The organism is Paenalcaligenes sp. (assembly GCF_030152715.1).
GTDB lineage: Bacteria > Pseudomonadota > Gammaproteobacteria > Burkholderiales > Burkholderiaceae_B > Paenalcaligenes > Paenalcaligenes hermetiae.
Map to the genome: position 1 here is coordinate 23,551 of NZ_JASLIX010000092.1, position 17,768 is coordinate 41,318.

Here is a 17,768-nt window from a genome sequence, read left to right on the forward strand (position 1 = left end):
AGGCCGTTAAATCATTAAAATTAAAATAGTCCAGAGGTTTTACCCGCCGCTCCCGCGATTAAATGACGCTTAACAAAAGGAAGCTTATCAACTACGTTCATACCCACATTGCGTATTAACGCCGCAGGCGCCCCCGGCAAAGCAAAGAGCTGATGTAATCCATGTGTTACCCAACGCATGGCTAGAATCGGCTCGGAGCGTACGCGTCGGTAACGCTCTAATACACGTAGCTCCCCTACGGACTGATAAGAGGGTTTGTCTACTAAAACACGAATAAGTTCCTCGACATCAGCTAAACCTAAATTTAGCCCTTGCCCTGCCAAAGGATGCACCCGATGAGCCGCATCCCCAACCAAAGCCACTTTAGGTGCAATCATGTCACTACGCTCTAAGGTAAGAGGAAAAGCAAACGGCTGGCTACGCAACGATAATGTGCCCAACCGGTACTGACTCAACGCACTGATATAAGACTGTATATGCTGAGCTTGAGCGGCCTCGTCCATTGCCATAAAAGCATCCGCTTGATCTTGTTTTACGGACCACACCATAGATACCTGTGGCCCTTGATCGGTATCAGGCATGGGCAACAAAGCCAACACCGCATCCCCAGTGAACCACTGATACGCCACATGTTGATGAGGCAGACTAGCATTCAAATGCGCCACAACCCCACTATAGCCGTAGGGTTTACAGTCATGGTTAATATGAGCTGCCCCTCGAACCTGCGAGCGCGCTCCATCCGCGCCAATAATAAGATCAGCGGGCAATTCAGCACCTGAAGCTGTCACCACCCCTTTAGGGCTCAAACGTGCAAATAGGTCTGTTTTCCATGGTACGTTATAGACCTGTAGCGCCTGATGTAACACGCGCTCCATTTCGCCGGATTCTACAATCCACGTCAAATCAGACTGCGCGTTTTGCCATGCATCCAGCTGCATAAAACCATCACCGTCGCCATATAGCTCCATCCCTTCGACGGCGGTGATGCGCTCTGCTCGCATCAGGCTCCATACCCCCAGTCGCTCTAAAAAAGCACGACTGGTCGCTGATAGTGCATAGACGCGCGGATGATATTGATGAGAAGCTAAACCCCAAGGAGTATAAGCAGGTGCTAATAACTGCACCGCAAAATTGGCTTTTTTTAAACCCAGAGCGGTAGCCATACCGGCAATCCCGCCCCCGCAAACAAGAATGGATTGTTGTGTCATCGTGCACTTGGAGCGCCAGCCTGTTTAGGCCATAACACCCACATTTCTCCGGTTTGTTTCATTTTGCCAGCCTGTGCACCGGCTTGATCGCCCGTGCCCCAATAAAAATCCGTGCGCGCCGCCCCTTTAATCGCCGCCCCCGTATCTTGGGCAAAAACCAGTTTACGTAATGGCTGCTGTGTACCTGGGTAGGTGGTCGCCAAATACACCGGTGCACCTAAAGGCACAAAGGTTGGATCCACCGCTACAGCTCGCTCCGCAATCAAAGGAATACCGTAAGCGCCTTTAGGGCCTAATAATGGATCAGTAATGGTTTCCTCATTGAAAAATACCATGGCCTTATTCACATTGAGCATCTCGTGCACCCGATGTGGATTCTCTTTTGCCCATTTTTTTATATTTTGCATCGAGGTTTGTGCCAACGGGAGCTCCCCTTGGTCGGCGAGCCACTTACCAATAGAACTATAGGGGTGCCCATTGTGGTCGCCATAAGCCAAACGCACTGCGGCTCCTGTATCCAGCACCGCCCGCCCGGACCCTTGGATTTGTAAGAAAAACGCCTCGACCGGATCATCGGCCCACACTAATACTTTTGGTTGACGAGCTGGGTTAGCGGTAATTTCCCCGCGGGTGTCATAAGGGACGACGCGATTACCATCTACGATTTTGCCACGTATACGCTTGCCGGCTAACTCTGGATATAAGCCACCTAGATCGATGGTTAACAAATCATTAGGCACCGCATAGAGCGGCCATTGATAAGGCCCGTGCTGACGTTTTGAAGCGCGAATTAATGGTTCGTAATAGCCCGTCACTGTATTTTTTGCGATCTTCCCATTGGCATCGAGTAAACGCCAAGGTTGTAAATGCGTTTCTAAAAACTGACGTATACGTTGGGTATCATTGCTATCAGGGCGAATACCACTGTTGTGCGCCGCCAAACAAACTGGCTGCCACGCTCTAGGCGCTGCACGCGCGGGCATGGCCAACGAGCCACTGACTGGCCGCATCAACCCTTTACAATTATTGATGAAACCTTTCCAAACGTGCTGCAAGTCGTCATTTGCCCAGCCCGGTAATGCCCCCCACTGTACCGCCTGGTATTTGCCCACCAAAGGGCGTACTGGGGTTTCTGGCAGTTGGGTTAAATCAGGCACCTGTAAAGGTTGAGTCGCAATATCAGTTTTGGGAGCGTGTACACCCCCTAGCCCCACAGGTCGAGTTGAGTCTGAAGTCGTAGTAGAGCAAGCAGAAAGCAGTACCGCGATCAAACCTAAACTAAAATTTCTTAATGCTGTCATCGTTATCTCAGATTAATGCAAGGTTCGAGGCATAGCCAACACAAACTCAGCAATCGGCACATCAAAAGGCACCCCGTTTTCTCCCACAAAATGAAATGCTCCTTTCATGGTGCCAAGTGGGGTAGGTAAAGGGCAAGCGCTGGTGTATTCAAAAGCATCACCAGGAGCAATCAAGGGCTGTTTGCCAATCACCCCTAAGCCTCGCACCTCTTGTACGCGCTGTTGAGCGTCCGTGATGACCCAATGACGACTGATCAGTTGTGCGGCTTGTGTGCCATTATTACGTATTTGCACATGATAAGCGAACAAAAAACGTTGCTGGCTGGGCTCAGACTGATCAGGCAGATAGTGGGGGGTAACAGTGACTACAATATCGTCAGGCTGCATAGAAATAAGCTCGCTCCATGTCTAATTGCTGTTTACAATGCATGATATGTATTACACCACAGCAGAGTGAAATTCTCATCGTCTGTGCCCATTGTACCTTTGATTTTTATCACCCTATCACTATGTCTCACATACAACCAGCTATTATTGCCCCCAGTATTCTCGCTGCCGATTTTGCTCGTCTGGGCGACGAAGTACGTCAGGTAATTGCCGCGGGCGCTGATTGGATTCATTTTGACGTGATGGATAACCATTACGTGCCTAACCTGAGCTTTGGCCCCATGGTCTGTGCGGCGATCCGTCCTTATACGGATGCGCCTATTGATGCCCATCTCATGGTAGAGCCTGTGGATAGTCTGATCGCGCCATTTGCAAAGGCTGGAGCGAATCTAATCAGCTTTCACCCCGAAGCTTCACGTCACCCTGATCGCACGCTTGCGCTGATCCGTGATCACGGCTGTAAGGCCGGACTGGTTTTTAACCCTGGTACACCTCTTCATTATTTGGACTACCTCATGGATAAAGTCGACCTGATCCTGCTTATGTCAGTCAATCCTGGCTTTGGGGGGCAGTCGTTTATACCAACCACCTTAGATAAAATTCGCCATGCCCGTGTTCGCATTGATCAATGGGTCGATCAAGGGGGGCAACCAATCCGTTTACAAGTCGACGGTGGAGTCACAACGCAAAATATCCGCGCTATTCGTCAGGCCGGCGCAGATGCTTTTGTAGCGGGGTCAGCGATTTTTGGCAAACAAAACTACGCTGAACAAATTACTGCTATGCGTCAGGAAATCACTTACGCTGATAGCATGTCGGCTTAGATCAGCCAGTCACGCGTCTCACAAATCATCACTGGCTCGCTGACCTGACTCATGCGCCTATTATCGAAGCTAAAAATTAGCAAGGTACACTATTAGCTATTCATTCATCTCTCAGGAGTTTGTTCATGCGTTATCGTGCTGTGCTATTTGATTTAGATGGCACATTAGTTGACTCTATCCCTGATATTGCCCAAGCCGTCAATCACATGCTCGAAGAAATGGGGCACCCTACACTCAGCCCTCAAAAAATCAGTACTTTTTTGGGCAAAGGAATGGATCACTTGATCTGGCTAGCGTTAAATGAACTGACCGACGCCCCCGCCCCTGCTCCCGAAGACTACCAAAAAGGCCGAGAGCTGTTTGCTAAGCACTATGATCTTCAACTCCAACAGCCAAGCTCTACCTTATTTGATGGTGTTAAAGAGGGACTGGACGCTTTTCAAGCAGCGGGTTGCCAGCTTGCCATCGTGACCAATAAGCCTATCGAGTTTGTCCCAGCTTTAATTCAACATGTGGGTATTGATCATTACTTTACCTGTCTGGTTGGTGGCAACACATGTGAAGAAAAAAAACCACATCCTATGCCTTTCCTTTATGCGTGCGAAAAACTCGGCGTAACTCCGGCAGAGGCCTTAGTTATTGGGGATTCCAGCAATGACAGCATCGCCGCACGTGAGGCTGGCATTGATGTACTGATCGTGCCCTACGGCTATAACGAGGGCGAAAGTGTGCAAAATCTCGATTGTGATGGTATAGTTTCCAATATCAGTGAAGCTGCTCAATGGGCGGCTCAACCTAAAGGACATTAATACCTATGCAACTGAACCGTAACTCTTACTCCATCTATGGCGCCTATTGGCGCTGGTGGCGTTTGGGTTCCGGGTCAGCTGTATTCTCGCCCGTGTTGATCATGCACTAATAGCGGTACTTTTGCACAACACGCGCCCTAAAAAGCCCGGAACTCGTTTAGAGCTGGGCTTTTTTGTATGCATAGCTCGGCTCTTGGTAACGTTTAACCACCTCAGTAGGCCTTAGCTATGACAGAAATCGAATTTAAAGCACTCGCTGCCCAAGGTTTTAACCGCATTCCCTTAATTATTGAAACCTATGCCGACTTAGACACTCCGCTTTCTATTTACCTAAAACTCGCTCATAACAGCAGCGAACATGGTGCCAATAGTTGCTTGATGGAGTCAGTAATTGGAGGAGAGCAATTCGGGCGTTACTCTTTTATCGGGCTTCCCGCTAAAACCGTGATTCGTGCCACTGGCACCACCACCGAAGTCCTTCACGCTGGTCAGGTAGTAGAAACGGTGGAAGGCAACCCCCTCGATTTTATTGAACAATATCAACAACGCTTTAAGGTGGCCTTACGTCCAGGAATGCCACGTTTTTGCGGTGGGCTAGCAGGCTATTTTGGCTATGATACTGTCCGCCACATCGAGCCTTCTTTAGGGGTCAACACCAAGCCCTTTCCCGACGGTCAAACGGGTACGCCCGATATCATGCTGATGCATATCGACGAGCTCGTCATCGTGGATAATTTGGCTGGGCGCACGTACTTAATTGTGTACGCTGACCCAAATGAACCCGAAAGCTACACCAAAGCCCGCCGTCGTCTACGCGATTTACGCGAAAAGCTGCGTCATCCGGTCACTATCCCTTATGCCTACGCCAGCATGGAGACCTTTGAGCAGCGCAATTTCAAAAAAGCGGATTATTTAGCGGCGGTTGCCCAGGCAAAACAATACATTACAGATGGCGAAGTCATGCAAGTACAAATTGGGCAAGTCATCACCAAGCCTTTTCGTGATGCGCCACTTTCTTTATACCGCGCTCTTCGCTCGCTTAACCCTTCACCTTACATGTATTTCTGGAATTTTGATGATTTTCAGGTGGTGGGGTCTTCCCCGGAAATTCTCGTGCGCCGCGAGCAAGTGGTAGAGCAAGGCCAAGAAAAACAATATGTCACTATCCGTCCACTCGCCGGTACCCGTAAACGGGGTGCCACCCCAGAAGAAGACGCACAGCTCGCCGCTGAACTGCAAGCGGATCCCAAAGAGCGCGCCGAACACGTCATGCTCATTGATTTAGCACGTAATGACATTGGACGTATTGCTAAGCCTGGCACTGTTGAGGTCAGCGATACGATGAGTATCGAGCGTTATTCCCATGTTCAACACTTGGTCTCGAATGTACGTGGTGAGCTTAAAGACGATATGAGCAATATGGATGTACTCAAAGCCAGTTTCCCCGCTGGTACCTTAACCGGAGCACCTAAAGTACGCGCTATGCAGATCATTGATGAGCTTGAGCCTGTGCGTCGCGGTATCTATGGGGGAGCAGCGGGTTACCTTAGCTACACCGGTGAAATGGATTTAGCCATTGCGATTCGCACAGGTGTTATCCAAGACGGTATGTTACATGTACAAGCCGCCGCCGGCATCGTGGCGGACTCGAATCCTGAAGCCGAATGGCAAGAAACGGAAGCCAAAGCCCGCGCGCTATTACGCGCTGCCGAACAAGTGCAGTTTGGCTTAGACGAACCCATTTAAGGGAACACCCCGAGGGCTTCATGCCCTCTATGCCAGCCTTCTATACTCATAAGGATTCCATCATGTTGTTTATGCTCGATAACTACGACTCTTTTACCTATAACCTGGTTCAGTACTTTGAAGAACTGGGGATGCCAGTTACTGTCGCTCGTAATGACCAGTGCAGCATTGCTGATATTGAAGCCCTAAACCCTGACTATATTTGTCTTTCTCCTGGGCCCGGCAACCCGGATAGCGCCGGTATCACACTAGAGGTCATCAATTATTTTGCAGGGAAAAAACCCATTTTGGGCGTCTGCCTAGGTCATCAAGCCATTGCCCAAGCCTTTGGCGGTAAAGTCATTCACGCCAAAGAAATTATGCACGGCAAAGTCTCCCCTATCACCCACCAACAGCAAGACGTATTTGTCGGCTTACCAAGCCCAATGACCGTCACGCGTTACCACTCTTTAGCTGTAGACGCGAGCCAGTTACCGGAATGCCTTGAGATCACCGCACAAACCGCCGATGGTGAGATCATGGGGCTACGTCATAAAACACTGCCCATTAGTGCGGTACAGTTTCACCCTGAGTCCATTTTGAGTGAACACGGCCACCAGCTTCTCAAAAACTTTCTGAATCAATAAGAGACCTGCCATGAAACAAGACAAAACCATTACCATCACACCTACTGAAGCCTTAGTTCGCTGTATTGAACACCGCGAAATTTTCCATGACGAAATGCTCCATTTAATGCGTATGCTGATGCGCGGAGAAATGTCACCCGTGATGGCGAGTGCTTTACTCATGGGCTTACGTGTTAAAAAAGAAACTATTGGTGAAATCGCCGCCGCGGCCGAAGTCATGCGCGAATTTGCGCTACCCGTTGAGGCCCACGATCCAGATAATCTCTTAGATATGTGTGGCACAGGGGGTGATGGTAGCAACACGTTTAATATCTCCACAGCGGCAATGTTTGTCGTAGCTGCCGCCGGTGTCAAAGTCGCTAAGCATGGGGGGCGCAGCGCTTCCTCTTCTTCGGGTAGTGCCGATGTATTAGAAACGCTCGGTGCAAACCTCGATTTACATCCAGAACAGGTTGCTCAAAGTATCGAAGATATCGGTATTGGGTTCATGTTTGCCCCTGCCCACCACTCCGCGATGAAAAACATCGCCGCTGTACGCAAAGAGTTGGGGGTACGCACCATTTTTAATATACTAGGGCCATTAACTAATCCGGCACGTGCAGCCAACCAGCTAATGGGGGTTTTTCACCCTGACTTGGTTGGTATTCAAGTACGCGCTATGCAACGTTTAGGAGCCAAGCATGTACTGATCGTACATGGTAAAGACGGCATGGACGAGGCCTCTACAGGGGCTGCCACTATGGTGGGTGAGCTCAAGGACGACCGCGTCTACGAATACGAAATCCACCCCGAGGACTTTGGGATGGCGATGAGTTCAAACCGTAGTATTCGAGTGAACTCCAGCGAAGAGTCCGCACAAATGATAAAAGAAGCGCTTGCCAACACCCCTGGCACGGCTCGTGATATCGTGGCATTTAATGCTGGCTTAGCTATTTACGCAGGCAATGGCTGCGACTCTATTGAGGCCGGTCTAAAGATAGCTTTTGAAACCATTGCTAGTGGTGCAGCGCGCGCCAAACTTGATGAATTTTGTACGTACACTCGGAAATTAAAGGCATGAACGATATTCTCGCAAAAATCCTCCAAACCAAAAAAGAAGAAGTCGCTGCAGCACGCCAGCTACGCAGCGAATCTGACGTATTACGCGAAGCAAAAAGTCGCAAAGATGTACGTGGGTTTGCACGAGCTCTTAAATATAAAATTAGCCAAAACCAGCCCGCCGTGATTGCCGAGGTCAAAAAAGCCTCACCATCCAAAGGCGTGATCCGTGAAAATTTCAATCCCACTGAAATTGCTACCTCTTATGCCGCTCATGGTGCTGCATGTCTTTCTGTACTTACGGATATGCAGTACTTTCAAGGCTCCTACGATCATTTACGCCAAGCCCGTGCCGCGTGTGCTTTGCCCGTACTCCGTAAGGATTTTATGATTGACCCATACCAAATCATTCATGCTCGGGCCATTGGTGCGGATTGTATTTTGCTTATCGTCGCTGCGCTCAGTCTTAATCAGCTTTTAGAATTTGAAAGCCTAGCTCATGAGCTCGGTATGGATGTTTTGGTCGAGGTGCATGACCAAGCTGAATTAGAAACCGCCTTAAACATGAAAAGCACACTATTGGGGATTAACAACCGAAATCTGCGTAGCTTTGAGACCAGTATTCAAAACACCATTGATTTGCTTCACTTAGTGCCTGAAGACAAGCTAGTCATCACAGAAAGTGGTATTCTTAATGCTGAAGACGTAAAAACCATGCGCGATCATGATGTGAACGCGTTTTTAGTGGGTGAGGCTTTTATGCGCCAGCCCGACCCAGGGGTGGCATTGGAACAATTGTTTTTTAACTAAACACTCGTATCCCCTATGCACATGCAACAACTAGGGCTGCTCGATCAGCCAGAAACGCTTAATCAACTCACCGGCTCCCTTCAGCCTTTGGTTGCGGCATTGTCTTCTTCGTGGCAGCAGGTGCTTCAGCAAGAGCCCCTGCAGTCTAAACTTCAGCTTCTGGACCATTGGCTCAAGCAGCGTTTAGCGGCTGGTGCTGTGATCTACCCAGCTAACCCTTTTTATGCGCTAACGCTTTGTCAGCCCGAAGACATTAAAGTCGTTATCTTAGGCCAAGACCCTTACCACGGCCCGGGCCAAGCCCAAGGTCTTGCTTTTTCAGTGCCAGACTATGTGCCTTGTCCACCAAGCTTACGTAATATTTACGAAGAGCTCCATCTCGAATACCCCGAATACGCTAACCACCCCCCGCGCCATGACCTGACACCATGGGCACAACAGGGCGTATTGCTGCTCAACACCTCGCTCACAGTAGAGGACGGTAAAGCGGCATCTCATGCCAACAAAGGCTGGGAATACATTAGTGACGGTATCCTTGAACACATTCTAAGCTACCCCACCCCAAAAGTTTTTATGCTATGGGGTAACCATGCTCAAGCCAAGCAACCCTTGGTGGATGCTCACGCTAGCGGTCCTGTTTTGTCTTTGCATGCGAACCACCCCTCGCCCCTTTCTGCCAAAAGAAAACCCACACCCTTTATTGGATGTGGGCATTTCAAAGCCTGCAATCAGTGGCTAGAACAACAAGGCCAAACGCCAATTAACTGGTTCTAAGCCACTACCCCAGCCGCTTCGGCTTGTTGATCCGCATGATAAGACGAACGCACCATGGCACCAATGGCTGCATGCGTAAAGCCCATGGCATAGGCTTGTTCCTCTAGGTATGTAAACTCGTCTGGGGTGACGTAACGCAACACAGGTAAATGGTGTTCAGAGGGCTGCAAATACTGACCAATGGTCAACATATCGACATTGTGTTTACGTAAGTCACGCATTACCTCGAGGATTTCCTCGTTGGTTTCCCCAAGCCCTACCATCAGGCCAGATTTTGTTGGCACATCTGGGCAACGAGCTTTGAAATCAGAGAGCAGCTTTAACGAGTGTTCATAATCTGCACCGGGACGGGCTTGCTTATATAAGCGCGGCACCGTTTCGAGGTTATGGTTCATCACATCGGGGGGTGTTTGCTCAAAAATATCCAATGCCCGATCTAAACGCCCACGAAAATCGGGCACTAAGACCTCGATGGTGGTGTGTGGAGAATGTTCGCGGACTTTGGCGATACATTCCGCAAAATGCGCCGCACCGCCATCGCGTAAGTCATCACGGTCTACAGAGGTGACCACCACATAGGATAAACGCATGGCACCAATTGCTTTGGCTAAGTTAATAGGTTCTTCTGTATCAAGCGGGTCGGGACGACCATGTCCCACATCACAGAATGGGCAACGACGGGTGCACTTATCCCCCATAATCATAAACGTTGCCGTACCTTTACCAAAGCATTCGCCAATATTAGGACAAGAGGCTTCTTCGCAAACCGTATAAAGATTTCGTTCGCGCAAAATGGTTTTAATATCATAAAAACGCGAGCTAGGTGCAGCCGCTTTAACGCGGATCCAATCCGGTTTTTTGAGGCGTTCCGTTTGAACGATTTTGATCGGTAGGCGCGAGGTTTTGTCTTCGGCTTTTTGTTTACGAGTAGGATCGTAATCGCGCGGACGCACAGTAGGTTTAGGAGGAGTAACGTTATTCATAAGCGTTTTCAGTGGTTGCGCTAAATTGCTGTTTTAGCTGTAAAGACAAGACGTGAGCCACCTGATCTAACGGGATAATTTGCCCACACGAACGCATATCAGTGGTGCCTAAGCCGGCATAACCACATGGATTGATGCCATCAAAAGGACGCAAATCCATGTTTACATTAAGCGATAAACCATGATAGGAGCGACCATTTCTTATTTTAACACCCAAGGCTGCAATCTTCACCAATTCATCAGCAGCGTAAAGGGCATTTTTTACTGACTGCCCTAACACATACACCCCAGGCGCTCCCGGTTTACGCACTGCCGTCAAATCAAAATGAGCTAAGGTGGCAATAATGGCGTCTTCGAGTTTCTCCACGTATTGGCGCACATACAGGCCTTGGCGGCGTAAATCGATTAAGCAATAAGCGATAAGCTGACCCGGTCCATGGTATGTGACCTGACCACCACGATCAGTCTGTACCACGGGAATCGAAGCCGCATTTAATATATGCTCTCTTTTGCCTGCTTGCCCCAAGGTATACACCGGCGGATGCTCTAGCAACCAAATTTCATCGGGGCTCTGGGCTGTGCGGGCATTAGTGTAATCCTGCATGGCTTGCCATACCGTAGAAAACTCCGGCAAGCCAGCGATGTGACGAACAGAAAGCGGTATCATCCCAGTCGTTTAGAGCACAATGGAAACCAGTGGATGGCCATGCAATGCTTTATACAAGTTATCAAGCTGTTCGCGCGAAGTAGCCCAAACACGAAACGTGAGCCCTACATAGTTTCCTTTGCCACTCGGGCGCATTTCTACTGTAGCAGGATCAAATTTTGGATCATGCGCGAGCACCACCTCGGTTAAGGTTTGTACGAATTCGGGCACCGCTTTGCCCATGACCTTAATAGGAAAATGGCAAGGGTATTCAATTAGGGAGTCTTCGGGTTTGATTTCCATTGTTTTATCCTTCGTGCTTAGCGAGCACCTCATCATAGCCGGCGCGTAATGCTTGGTATACAGGACCAGGCTGCCCTGTCCCCACCGGTTTGCCATTGTATTGCACGATGGGCAATACCTCTTTGGTTGCCGAGCTCAGCATAAGCTCATCGGCCGTATCGACCTCGGCTTGTGCGATAGGGCGCGCTTCAAAGGGAATCCCCGCCTTGGCGGCTAAGTCCTCGAGCAAGCGGTAACGTACCCCCTCAAGAATTAAATGATTACGTGGGGGAGCCAATAAAACACCGTCTTTTACTACCCAAATATTGGTCGATGAGCCTTCGGTCATAAAGCCATCTCGAAACTGTATGACCTCGTCTACGCCTGCTTCTACTGCCTGCTGACGTGCCAGCACATTCCCCAACAAGGAGATCGACTTGATATGACACATCAACCAGCGCAGGTCTTGAACGCCAATCGCACTCAAGCCCTTTTCTCGTGCTACGGTAGGCCGCTCGAACGGGGTGACCATACAGAAAATGGTTGGTGTACTTTGTGCAGGGAAAGCATGATCACGCTTTGCTGGCCCGCGGGTAACATGTAAATACACCATGCAATCCTGCCCACGCCCCACACGCGCCAACATATCCATCACCAGCTTTTCCCAGTCTTGGCGGGTATAGTCCACCTTAAGATCGATCAGCTTTAAACTGCGCTCCAATCGACCTAAGTGCTCATCAATACGAAAGGGTTTACCTTTATACGCCGGCACCACATCGTAAATACCATCACCGAAAATAAAGCCGCGATCCAACACCGAGACTTTAGCATCGGCTAAGCGCATATAGTCGCCATTCAAAAAGACAATGGTGTCTGGATCTACGTTTGGAATCATGAAAAACCTCGCCAACAAGAAAAGGGGAATTAGTTAAACCACATACGGACTTTGTCTATCATACGCCCAACAAAGCCGGCTTGGGGCACAGCGTTCAACGCCTGCAATGGCTCATTAGCAATAATATGATCATCTAGGCTAAATGCGACGGTGCCTACTTGCTGATCCTGCGCCACGGGTGCGATCAACGGCTGGGTATAATGCGCCACGGGTTTAATGTCATTACTACGGCCACGTGGAACCGTAACCCATACAGAGCGCTTCAAACCCAAGCCAACTGTATCAGTTTCACCTTCCCAAATGCGTGCGGTCACAATTGGCTGATTCGGCTGATAGAGCTCTACAGTTTCAAAATTTTGATAGCTCCAGTTTAAAAGCCGTAAGCTGTCTTCGGTACGAGCGGCATCATTAGCTGTCCCTGTTACCACGGTAATAATGCGGCGCCCATCACGTAGCGCTGTTGTAATCAGCCCATAGCCAGCTGATTTCGTGTGCCCGGTTTTTAAACCATCTACTGTATTGTCCAACCAAAGTAATCGGTTGCGATTCGGCTGGTTGATTTTGTTATATAGAAATTCTTTTTGGCTGTAATAGTGTAAGTACTGGGGGAAATCTTTAACCAGGTTTTTTGCCAGAATTGCCAAGTCTCGCACAGTGGTAAGATGATCTGGGTGTGGCAAACCACTGCTGTTTTCAAAATGCGTATTGGTTAAGCCTTGGCGTTTGCCTTCTTCGTTCATGAGCGCGGCAAATGCTTCTTCGCTACCAGAAATGGCTTCTGCCAAGGCTACGGTGGCATCATTACCAGATTGTACAATCACCCCCTGTAATAACTCGTGGACGGTTACTTTGGAGTTGGGGTTTAAAAACATACGCGAACCTTCGGTGCGCCATGCTTTTTCGGATACCAAGATCTCTTGATCTAATGTCAAACGCCCAGATTCTAGGGCATCAAACACCAAATATGCCGTCATCAGCTTTGTTAAGGAAGCTGGCTCAATGCGCTCATCGGCATTATGTGTTGCAATGATTTGATCACTGTTTACATCTAAGCTAAGCCAGGCTTTAGCCCCCAAAGTGGGAGCAGGAATAGAAGAAAGCTCACTTAAAAACACAGGCTCCGTCACACTCGCGCCAGAGTCTTGTGCAAACAAAGCCAGCGGAGCAAAGCTCAACGCTAGGGCCGCGACATAGCGGCGTAAAGAAGCACGACCTAATTTGAACATAGTCATTTTTATCGAAGTAAAGCTATAAAAGGGATGCTTATCATTATAGGCATGCCACAACGGTCTGCGCCCATTCTCACGCAGAGTAAAGGCGATAAACTGAAACAAAATACAACTAAGTGTTTCTAAGCAAGCCTAGCTGCCACTGGGCGGATACGAGCTCTCGCAATAAGATGAGCTTGCCATGGAAAAAATGCCCTGCTTCGGGAATCACATGAACGGCTAAATCATGGGCTTGAGCAAAGCTCATGCTTTCTGACAACGGCACCACTTCATCTTGTTCCCCATGCACCAAATAAGTATGTGTGGGAATAGTTAGCGACTCTAAAAACCGAAAGCGCTCCACCGCACACCCTGCTAAAACTAAAGCTTGGGGCAAGCGTTGCTGCTGTTGCGCCAATAAACTATAAAGCTGAGCGGCGACCGAGGTACCAAAAGAAAACCCACCTAGCACAAAATGCCCTTGTGCTAGGGATTCAAACTGGCTTTGGAACTGCTCTACCACGGCGAGCATATCCCAGGTTTCCCCTTGCCCTTGATCGAACTGCCCATCACTTTTCCCCACCCCCCGAAAATCGGGTCGCACAGCGACTAGACCAAGTTGTGTAGCAGCACGACTCATGGTGGTCACCACCTTATTATTACGGGCGCCACCGTGCAAAGGATGTGGGTGTAAAATAAGCGCCCAACCAGAGGGGGTGGGAGAGGTCGGCCAGTCGAGCGCACAATCAATGCTACCCGCCTGCCCTTGAAATTGAATGGTTTGCATACGTTCCATGTCTAAAATGCCATAATAGAGTCAATTTCATCTATTTTAACGAAATCCTTTTACTTTGCTTGTGAACCTGAGTATGTCCTCTCCACACTGCTCGGCTGCGCTAGGGCTTGCTGATCCTGCAGCAATGCAAAAAAGCCTCCAAAGCCAATTGCCTTTTTTCCCAACTATTCATTGGGTCGATAGAACTGAATCCACCAATGGCGATCTACTTTCTCAAGCGCGCGCAAGCTCAGGACAACTGATTCGGCCTTGGCTTTTAGGCGCTCACTTACAAGACCGTGGTCGCGGTCGCGCTGGGCGTACTTGGCAAAACCAGCGTGGTGCGAACTTAATGTTCTCTTGTGCTTTTGATGTATTTTTACCAGCACGCCAGCTAGCCACCTTATCCCCCCTTGCTGGTGTTAGTGCCTGTGAGGCTTTACGTGCTTTTTTGCCCATACACGAGGCACCAAAACTCACCATGAAATGGCCAAATGATTTGCAATGGCATCAAGCAAAGCTTGCCGGGATCCTTACTGAAGTCACGCGTGCTAGCACCTCTCCACTGAGCGCCGATCACCATGTAGTGATCATTGGTATTGGCATCAATCTTAATGATGCCCGCGCCCTCAGTGCATCACTAAATCGTCGCATTGCTGACTGGTCTGAAATCGTCAGCGATGTGCCTTCGCTCAAACACATTACCGCTGTAGACATCGTGACACGCATTGCTCAAGCCTGGTACCAAAGCATGAATGAGGTAACCGCCTTTGGGTTTACGGATTTACCGGCTCGCTACCAAAAAATAGATGGTTTACGTGACCAACCTCTTTCTATTATGGATAATAATCGGGTTGTGTTATCTGGCCTAGGCTCGGGGATCAATGAACACGGGCAGCTACTGGTTCGCCAAGGCTCCACAACGCATGCCATTTCTGTGGGCGAGGTCTCAGTTCGTCCCGTCTCTGCTAACACTGCGCCATGAGTCTTTTAATCGATATTGGCAATACCCGCATTAAAATTGGCTATGCGGGCTCCGATGGTAGGCGTCAACAGCAACATACCTTAGCCCTACCACATCAACAAATTGAAGCCATCCTGCCGTGGCTAGAAGAACATGGGCTACGCCCTACTCGGGCGCTTGGTATTTCTGTGGCTTCCAAAGCCCTCATGTATCAACTAGAAGGTCTGCTGCAACATATCCAATGCAACATGAGCTGGCTTGATGCTACCACCCCTTGTCCACTGCTCCATAACAACTACGAACAGCCCGATCGCCTTGGCGCCGATCGCTGGCTCGCTATGATCGGTGTGCTTGCACAACAACACCAACACCGCTCACGCCCTATTGTGCATGTGAGTTTTGGTACAGCCACCACCATCGACACTATCATGCCTGCCACCACTTGCGCCGCCCAGTTTATCGGCGGACTTATTTTGCCCGGTCCCCAGCTGATGTATGACAGCTTAGCCGACAACACGGCCCAGCTTGGTAACGGCTTAGGCAACATCACCGCCTTCCCCCTTGCTACCCGCTCGGCAATTAGCAGTGGCGTTGCCGCCGCTCAAAGCGGCGCCGTGCTGCGCCAATGGCAGCTTGCTTGGCAGCAACACCGAGGTACTCCTTTGTTAGTCTGTAGCGGTGGTGGCTGGGATCTGATACAGGAGGAAATACAAAATGCCTACCAACAGCAATTACAGCTGTTACACTTAGCCGTAGAGCCTGTTATTTGGCAACCTATGCCCGTTTTAGATGGTTTAGCCTATATGACGACATCATTTCGCAACCCTTAGCAAGCGCTTATCTCTATGCGTACTCTTGCCTTACTCCTGCTGCTATTTAATGTTTTTCTTTTAGCCTATGGCCAAGGTTTTTTTGGTATAGCCCCTCATGATTTAGGCCGTACCCCAAGTCCTAAGCCCTTTTTTAACCACGCCAATATTCATGTTGGCAGCCCCATAATATCTAAATAGGTCTTGTATGAAGCCCATTCGTAAAGCCGTTTTTCCTGTTGCCGGATTAGGCACTCGATTTTTACCCGCTACCAAGGCAATGCCCAAGGAAATGCTGCCCATTGTGGATAAGCCTCTCATTCAATATGCGGTAGAAGAAGCCATCGCCGCTGGGGTTACTGAACTCATCTTTATTACAGGACGCAATAAGCGAGCCATTGAAGATCATTTTGATCGCACCCCAGAGCTGGAGGCTGAGCTAGAAGCTAAGAAAAAAAACCAGCTTTTAAATATAGTGCAAAATGTGCTTCCCCCACACGTCAACTGTATTTATACCCGTCAATCCACGCCATTAGGCTTAGGTCATGCGGTGTTATGCGCTGCCCCCATCGTAGGCAATGAGCCCTTTTTAGTGTTATTGGCCGATGACCTGATTGATGCCTCGCCTTCTGTATCTCTACAAATGGTCGAAGCTGCCCACCAGTACAATGGCAGTATTATTGCCACCCAACAGGTGGCTGCTAACGAAACAGATAAATACGGTATTGTTTCTGGCGAGGCCATGGATGCACAAACGATGCGCTTACACGGCATTGTAGAAAAACCCGCACCCGATAAAGCCCCCAGTCAATGTGCTGTGGTGGGACGCTATGTGCTCGAGCCAGAGATCTTTGATCATTTACGCCAAACCCAACCCGGTGTAGGTGGGGAAATTCAGCTAACGGATGCCATCGCTAGCTTACTCAAACAAAAACCGGTATATGGTTTTGAGTACCAAGGAACACGTTACGACTGTGGTAGCAAAGCGGGCTTTTTTAAAGCAACCGTAGAATTTGGTCGTAAATACCACGGTCTAAGTACGGATTAATCCTCAGTCCGATTTTCAGCAATCAGACGTCGCAATGTCAATTTTAGCGCCTCTACATCTAAAGGCTGTAGACGGCGCACTACCTCGTCTTCGTGCTTTTTGGCTTCTACAATTAAGCCGGCAATGAGCTCCCGCCCTGTTTCCGTAATCTCCACTAAAGTGACTCGCCTGTCTCCATGATGAGCGACACGATGCACATAGCCCGCATTGACCATTTTATCGACCACCCGAGTTACTGTAGGCTGTTTACTCGTAGCAATACGTGCTAAATGCCCAACGCTCACTACTCCTGCCCCAGATAACGTCGATAACACTCGCCACTCAGTAATCGACAAGCCATTTTTTTGCACCACTTGATGAAACTCTGTGGAAATAATTTGGCTCGCTTGTGCCAACAACGCTGGCAAATAATTATCTACAAATACCGCTTCTGTACCCACAAGCTCTTCACTCTCATTGTAATTAACAAATAGAAACCGGCTTAACTATACCTAAGCTTAAGCCTTTGGTGTTTGATCTAGCAAAAAAAACGCCATTATAGGGAAAACCATTAGGCTTGATATATTGAGTTCTAAATATATTCATATGAAAATAATAATCATCACTTAATTCAAAACTATTGCAGTACCACGAGG

At 49.1% G+C, this 17,768-nt stretch carries 20 protein-coding genes; 10 read left to right on the forward strand and 10 right to left on the reverse strand.

The genetic code is table 11. The annotated features are described in order from the left end of the window. Positions 1–20: 20 nt before the first annotated feature. Genes Q1V74_RS07405 through apaG form a run of 3 tightly spaced genes read right to left on the reverse strand, consistent with a single transcriptional unit; the run spans position 21 to position 2,896 of the window. On the reverse strand, positions 21–1,208 hold the full coding sequence (locus Q1V74_RS07405) for an FAD-dependent monooxygenase (RefSeq protein ID WP_300647755.1): 1,188 nt from the start codon (positions 1,206–1,208) through the stop codon (positions 21–23). Then, entirely contained in the window at positions 1,205–2,509 is a 1,305-nt protein-coding gene (locus Q1V74_RS07410) for an MltA domain-containing protein (protein WP_300647756.1), read from the reverse strand. Before Q1V74_RS07410 ends, Q1V74_RS07405 begins: the two co-directional genes overlap by 4 nt. Positions 2,510–2,521: 12 nt before the next feature. Then, positions 2,522–2,896: a Co2+/Mg2+ efflux protein ApaG gene (gene apaG, locus Q1V74_RS07415; RefSeq protein ID WP_300647758.1), complete on the reverse strand. Its 375-nt coding sequence runs from the start codon at positions 2,894–2,896 to the stop codon at positions 2,522–2,524. Between the two features lie 122 nt (positions 2,897–3,018). Here apaG and rpe point away from each other — a divergent pair, with 122 nt between their 5' ends. The 7 genes from rpe (at position 3,019) to Q1V74_RS07450 (ending at position 9,523) form a co-directional block, all read left to right on the forward strand. Continuing rightward, positions 3,019–3,720, forward strand: a complete 702-nt coding sequence (rpe, locus tag Q1V74_RS07420) for a ribulose-phosphate 3-epimerase (protein ID WP_300647759.1) — start codon at positions 3,019–3,021, stop codon at positions 3,718–3,720. Between the two features lie 125 nt (positions 3,721–3,845). After that, entirely contained in the window at positions 3,846–4,529 is a 684-nt protein-coding gene (locus Q1V74_RS07425) for a phosphoglycolate phosphatase (RefSeq protein ID WP_300647760.1), read from the forward strand. A gap of 228 nt (positions 4,530–4,757) precedes the next feature. Next, positions 4,758–6,275: an anthranilate synthase component I gene (gene trpE, locus Q1V74_RS07430; RefSeq protein WP_300647761.1), complete on the forward strand. Its 1,518-nt coding sequence runs from the start codon at positions 4,758–4,760 to the stop codon at positions 6,273–6,275. Positions 6,276–6,337: 62 nt separating this feature from the next. Beyond that, positions 6,338–6,901, forward strand: coding sequence for an aminodeoxychorismate/anthranilate synthase component II (locus Q1V74_RS07435; protein WP_300647763.1), 564 nt, complete (start codon positions 6,338–6,340; stop codon positions 6,899–6,901). 28 nt (positions 6,902–6,929) lie between these two features. Then, positions 6,930–7,961, forward strand: coding sequence for an anthranilate phosphoribosyltransferase (gene trpD / locus Q1V74_RS07440; RefSeq protein WP_300647816.1), 1,032 nt, complete (start codon positions 6,930–6,932; stop codon positions 7,959–7,961). After that, positions 7,958–8,749, forward strand: coding sequence for an indole-3-glycerol phosphate synthase TrpC (trpC, locus tag Q1V74_RS07445; RefSeq protein ID WP_300647764.1), 792 nt, complete (start codon positions 7,958–7,960; stop codon positions 8,747–8,749). Before trpD ends, trpC begins: the two co-directional genes overlap by 4 nt. 21 nt (positions 8,750–8,770) lie before the next feature. Beyond that, entirely contained in the window at positions 8,771–9,523 is a 753-nt protein-coding gene (locus Q1V74_RS07450; protein WP_300647765.1) for a uracil-DNA glycosylase, read from the forward strand. Here Q1V74_RS07450 and lipA read toward each other — a convergent pair. From lipA to Q1V74_RS07480, 6 genes are all read right to left on the reverse strand, one after another. Continuing rightward, a complete protein-coding gene (gene lipA, locus Q1V74_RS07455) occupies positions 9,520–10,506 on the reverse strand; it encodes a lipoyl synthase (RefSeq protein ID WP_260650265.1) in 987 nt (328 codons plus the stop codon). The two genes, Q1V74_RS07450 and lipA, sit on opposite strands and share 4 nt — an antisense overlap. Next, positions 10,499–11,173, reverse strand: a complete 675-nt coding sequence (lipB, locus tag Q1V74_RS07460) for a lipoyl(octanoyl) transferase LipB (RefSeq protein WP_300647767.1) — start codon at positions 11,171–11,173, stop codon at positions 10,499–10,501. Before lipB ends, lipA begins: the two co-directional genes overlap by 8 nt. Positions 11,174–11,182: 9 nt before the next feature. Then, positions 11,183–11,455: a DUF493 family protein gene (locus tag Q1V74_RS07465; protein WP_300647768.1), complete on the reverse strand. Its 273-nt coding sequence runs from the start codon at positions 11,453–11,455 to the stop codon at positions 11,183–11,185. Positions 11,456–11,459: 4 nt separating this feature from the next. Continuing rightward, complete coding sequence (locus Q1V74_RS07470; RefSeq protein ID WP_260650268.1) at positions 11,460–12,329, reverse strand: D-amino acid aminotransferase; 870 nt, start codon at positions 12,327–12,329, stop codon at positions 11,460–11,462. A gap of 29 nt (positions 12,330–12,358) precedes the next feature. Continuing rightward, positions 12,359–13,561, reverse strand: coding sequence for a D-alanyl-D-alanine carboxypeptidase family protein (locus Q1V74_RS07475; protein WP_300647770.1), 1,203 nt, complete (start codon positions 13,559–13,561; stop codon positions 12,359–12,361). Between the two features lie 109 nt (positions 13,562–13,670). Next, entirely contained in the window at positions 13,671–14,333 is a 663-nt protein-coding gene (locus Q1V74_RS07480) for an alpha/beta fold hydrolase (protein ID WP_300647771.1), read from the reverse strand. 73 nt (positions 14,334–14,406) lie between these two features. Between Q1V74_RS07480 and Q1V74_RS07485 the strand changes: the two genes are divergently transcribed. The 3 genes from Q1V74_RS07485 to galU all read left to right on the forward strand — a co-directional run bounded on the left by Q1V74_RS07485 (position 14,407) and on the right by galU (position 17,133). Beyond that, positions 14,407–15,297 (forward strand): biotin--[acetyl-CoA-carboxylase] ligase, encoded by an 891-nt coding sequence (locus tag Q1V74_RS07485; RefSeq protein ID WP_300647773.1) that lies wholly within the window; start codon positions 14,407–14,409, stop codon positions 15,295–15,297. Continuing rightward, positions 15,294–16,106 (forward strand): type III pantothenate kinase, encoded by an 813-nt coding sequence (locus Q1V74_RS07490; RefSeq protein ID WP_260650272.1) that lies wholly within the window; start codon positions 15,294–15,296, stop codon positions 16,104–16,106. The genes Q1V74_RS07485 and Q1V74_RS07490 overlap by 4 nt, the downstream gene beginning before the upstream one ends. Positions 16,107–16,293: 187 nt before the next feature. Next, on the forward strand, positions 16,294–17,133 hold the full coding sequence (gene galU, locus Q1V74_RS07495) for a UTP--glucose-1-phosphate uridylyltransferase GalU (protein ID WP_300647774.1): 840 nt from the start codon (positions 16,294–16,296) through the stop codon (positions 17,131–17,133). Here galU and Q1V74_RS07500 read toward each other — a convergent pair. Then, a complete protein-coding gene (locus Q1V74_RS07500) occupies positions 17,130–17,573 on the reverse strand; it encodes a MarR family transcriptional regulator (RefSeq protein ID WP_260650274.1) in 444 nt (147 codons plus the stop codon). The two genes, galU and Q1V74_RS07500, sit on opposite strands and share 4 nt — an antisense overlap. Between the last annotated feature and the right edge of the window lie 195 nt (positions 17,574–17,768).

What these genes read in the sequence shown, in the direction of transcription:
- Q1V74_RS07410 (WP_300647756.1), bottom strand. Translation starts at nt 2,509, where the DNA reads ATGACAGCATTAAGAAATTTTAGTTTAGGTTTGATCGCGGTACTGCTT.
- Q1V74_RS07435 (WP_300647763.1), top strand. Translation starts at nt 6,338, where the DNA reads ATGTTGTTTATGCTCGATAACTACGACTCTTTTACCTATAACCTGGTT.
- lipA (WP_260650265.1), bottom strand. Translation starts at nt 10,506, where the DNA reads ATGAATAACGTTACTCCTCCTAAACCTACTGTGCGTCCGCGCGATTAC.
- Q1V74_RS07465 (WP_300647768.1), bottom strand. Translation starts at nt 11,455, where the DNA reads ATGGAAATCAAACCCGAAGACTCCCTAATTGAATACCCTTGCCATTTT.
- Q1V74_RS07475 (WP_300647770.1), bottom strand. Translation starts at nt 13,561, where the DNA reads ATGACTATGTTCAAATTAGGTCGTGCTTCTTTACGCCGCTATGTCGCG.
- lipB (WP_300647767.1), bottom strand. Translation starts at nt 11,173, where the DNA reads ATGATACCGCTTTCTGTTCGTCACATCGCTGGCTTGCCGGAGTTTTCT.
- Q1V74_RS07470 (WP_260650268.1), bottom strand. Translation starts at nt 12,329, where the DNA reads ATGATTCCAAACGTAGATCCAGACACCATTGTCTTTTTGAATGGCGAC.
- apaG (WP_300647758.1), bottom strand. Translation starts at nt 2,896, where the DNA reads ATGCAGCCTGACGATATTGTAGTCACTGTTACCCCCCACTATCTGCCT.
- Q1V74_RS07485 (WP_300647773.1), top strand. Translation starts at nt 14,407, where the DNA reads ATGTCCTCTCCACACTGCTCGGCTGCGCTAGGGCTTGCTGATCCTGCA.
- Q1V74_RS07480 (WP_300647771.1), bottom strand. Translation starts at nt 14,333, where the DNA reads ATGGAACGTATGCAAACCATTCAATTTCAAGGGCAGGCGGGTAGCATT.
- trpE (WP_300647761.1), top strand. Translation starts at nt 4,758, where the DNA reads ATGACAGAAATCGAATTTAAAGCACTCGCTGCCCAAGGTTTTAACCGC.
- Q1V74_RS07405 (WP_300647755.1), bottom strand. Translation starts at nt 1,208, where the DNA reads ATGACACAACAATCCATTCTTGTTTGCGGGGGCGGGATTGCCGGTATG.
- Q1V74_RS07490 (WP_260650272.1), top strand. Translation starts at nt 15,294, where the DNA reads ATGAGTCTTTTAATCGATATTGGCAATACCCGCATTAAAATTGGCTAT.
- trpC (WP_300647764.1), top strand. Translation starts at nt 7,958, where the DNA reads ATGAACGATATTCTCGCAAAAATCCTCCAAACCAAAAAAGAAGAAGTC.
- rpe (WP_300647759.1), top strand. Translation starts at nt 3,019, where the DNA reads ATGTCTCACATACAACCAGCTATTATTGCCCCCAGTATTCTCGCTGCC.
- Q1V74_RS07425 (WP_300647760.1), top strand. Translation starts at nt 3,846, where the DNA reads ATGCGTTATCGTGCTGTGCTATTTGATTTAGATGGCACATTAGTTGAC.
- Q1V74_RS07450 (WP_300647765.1), top strand. Translation starts at nt 8,771, where the DNA reads ATGCAACAACTAGGGCTGCTCGATCAGCCAGAAACGCTTAATCAACTC.
- galU (WP_300647774.1), top strand. Translation starts at nt 16,294, where the DNA reads ATGAAGCCCATTCGTAAAGCCGTTTTTCCTGTTGCCGGATTAGGCACT.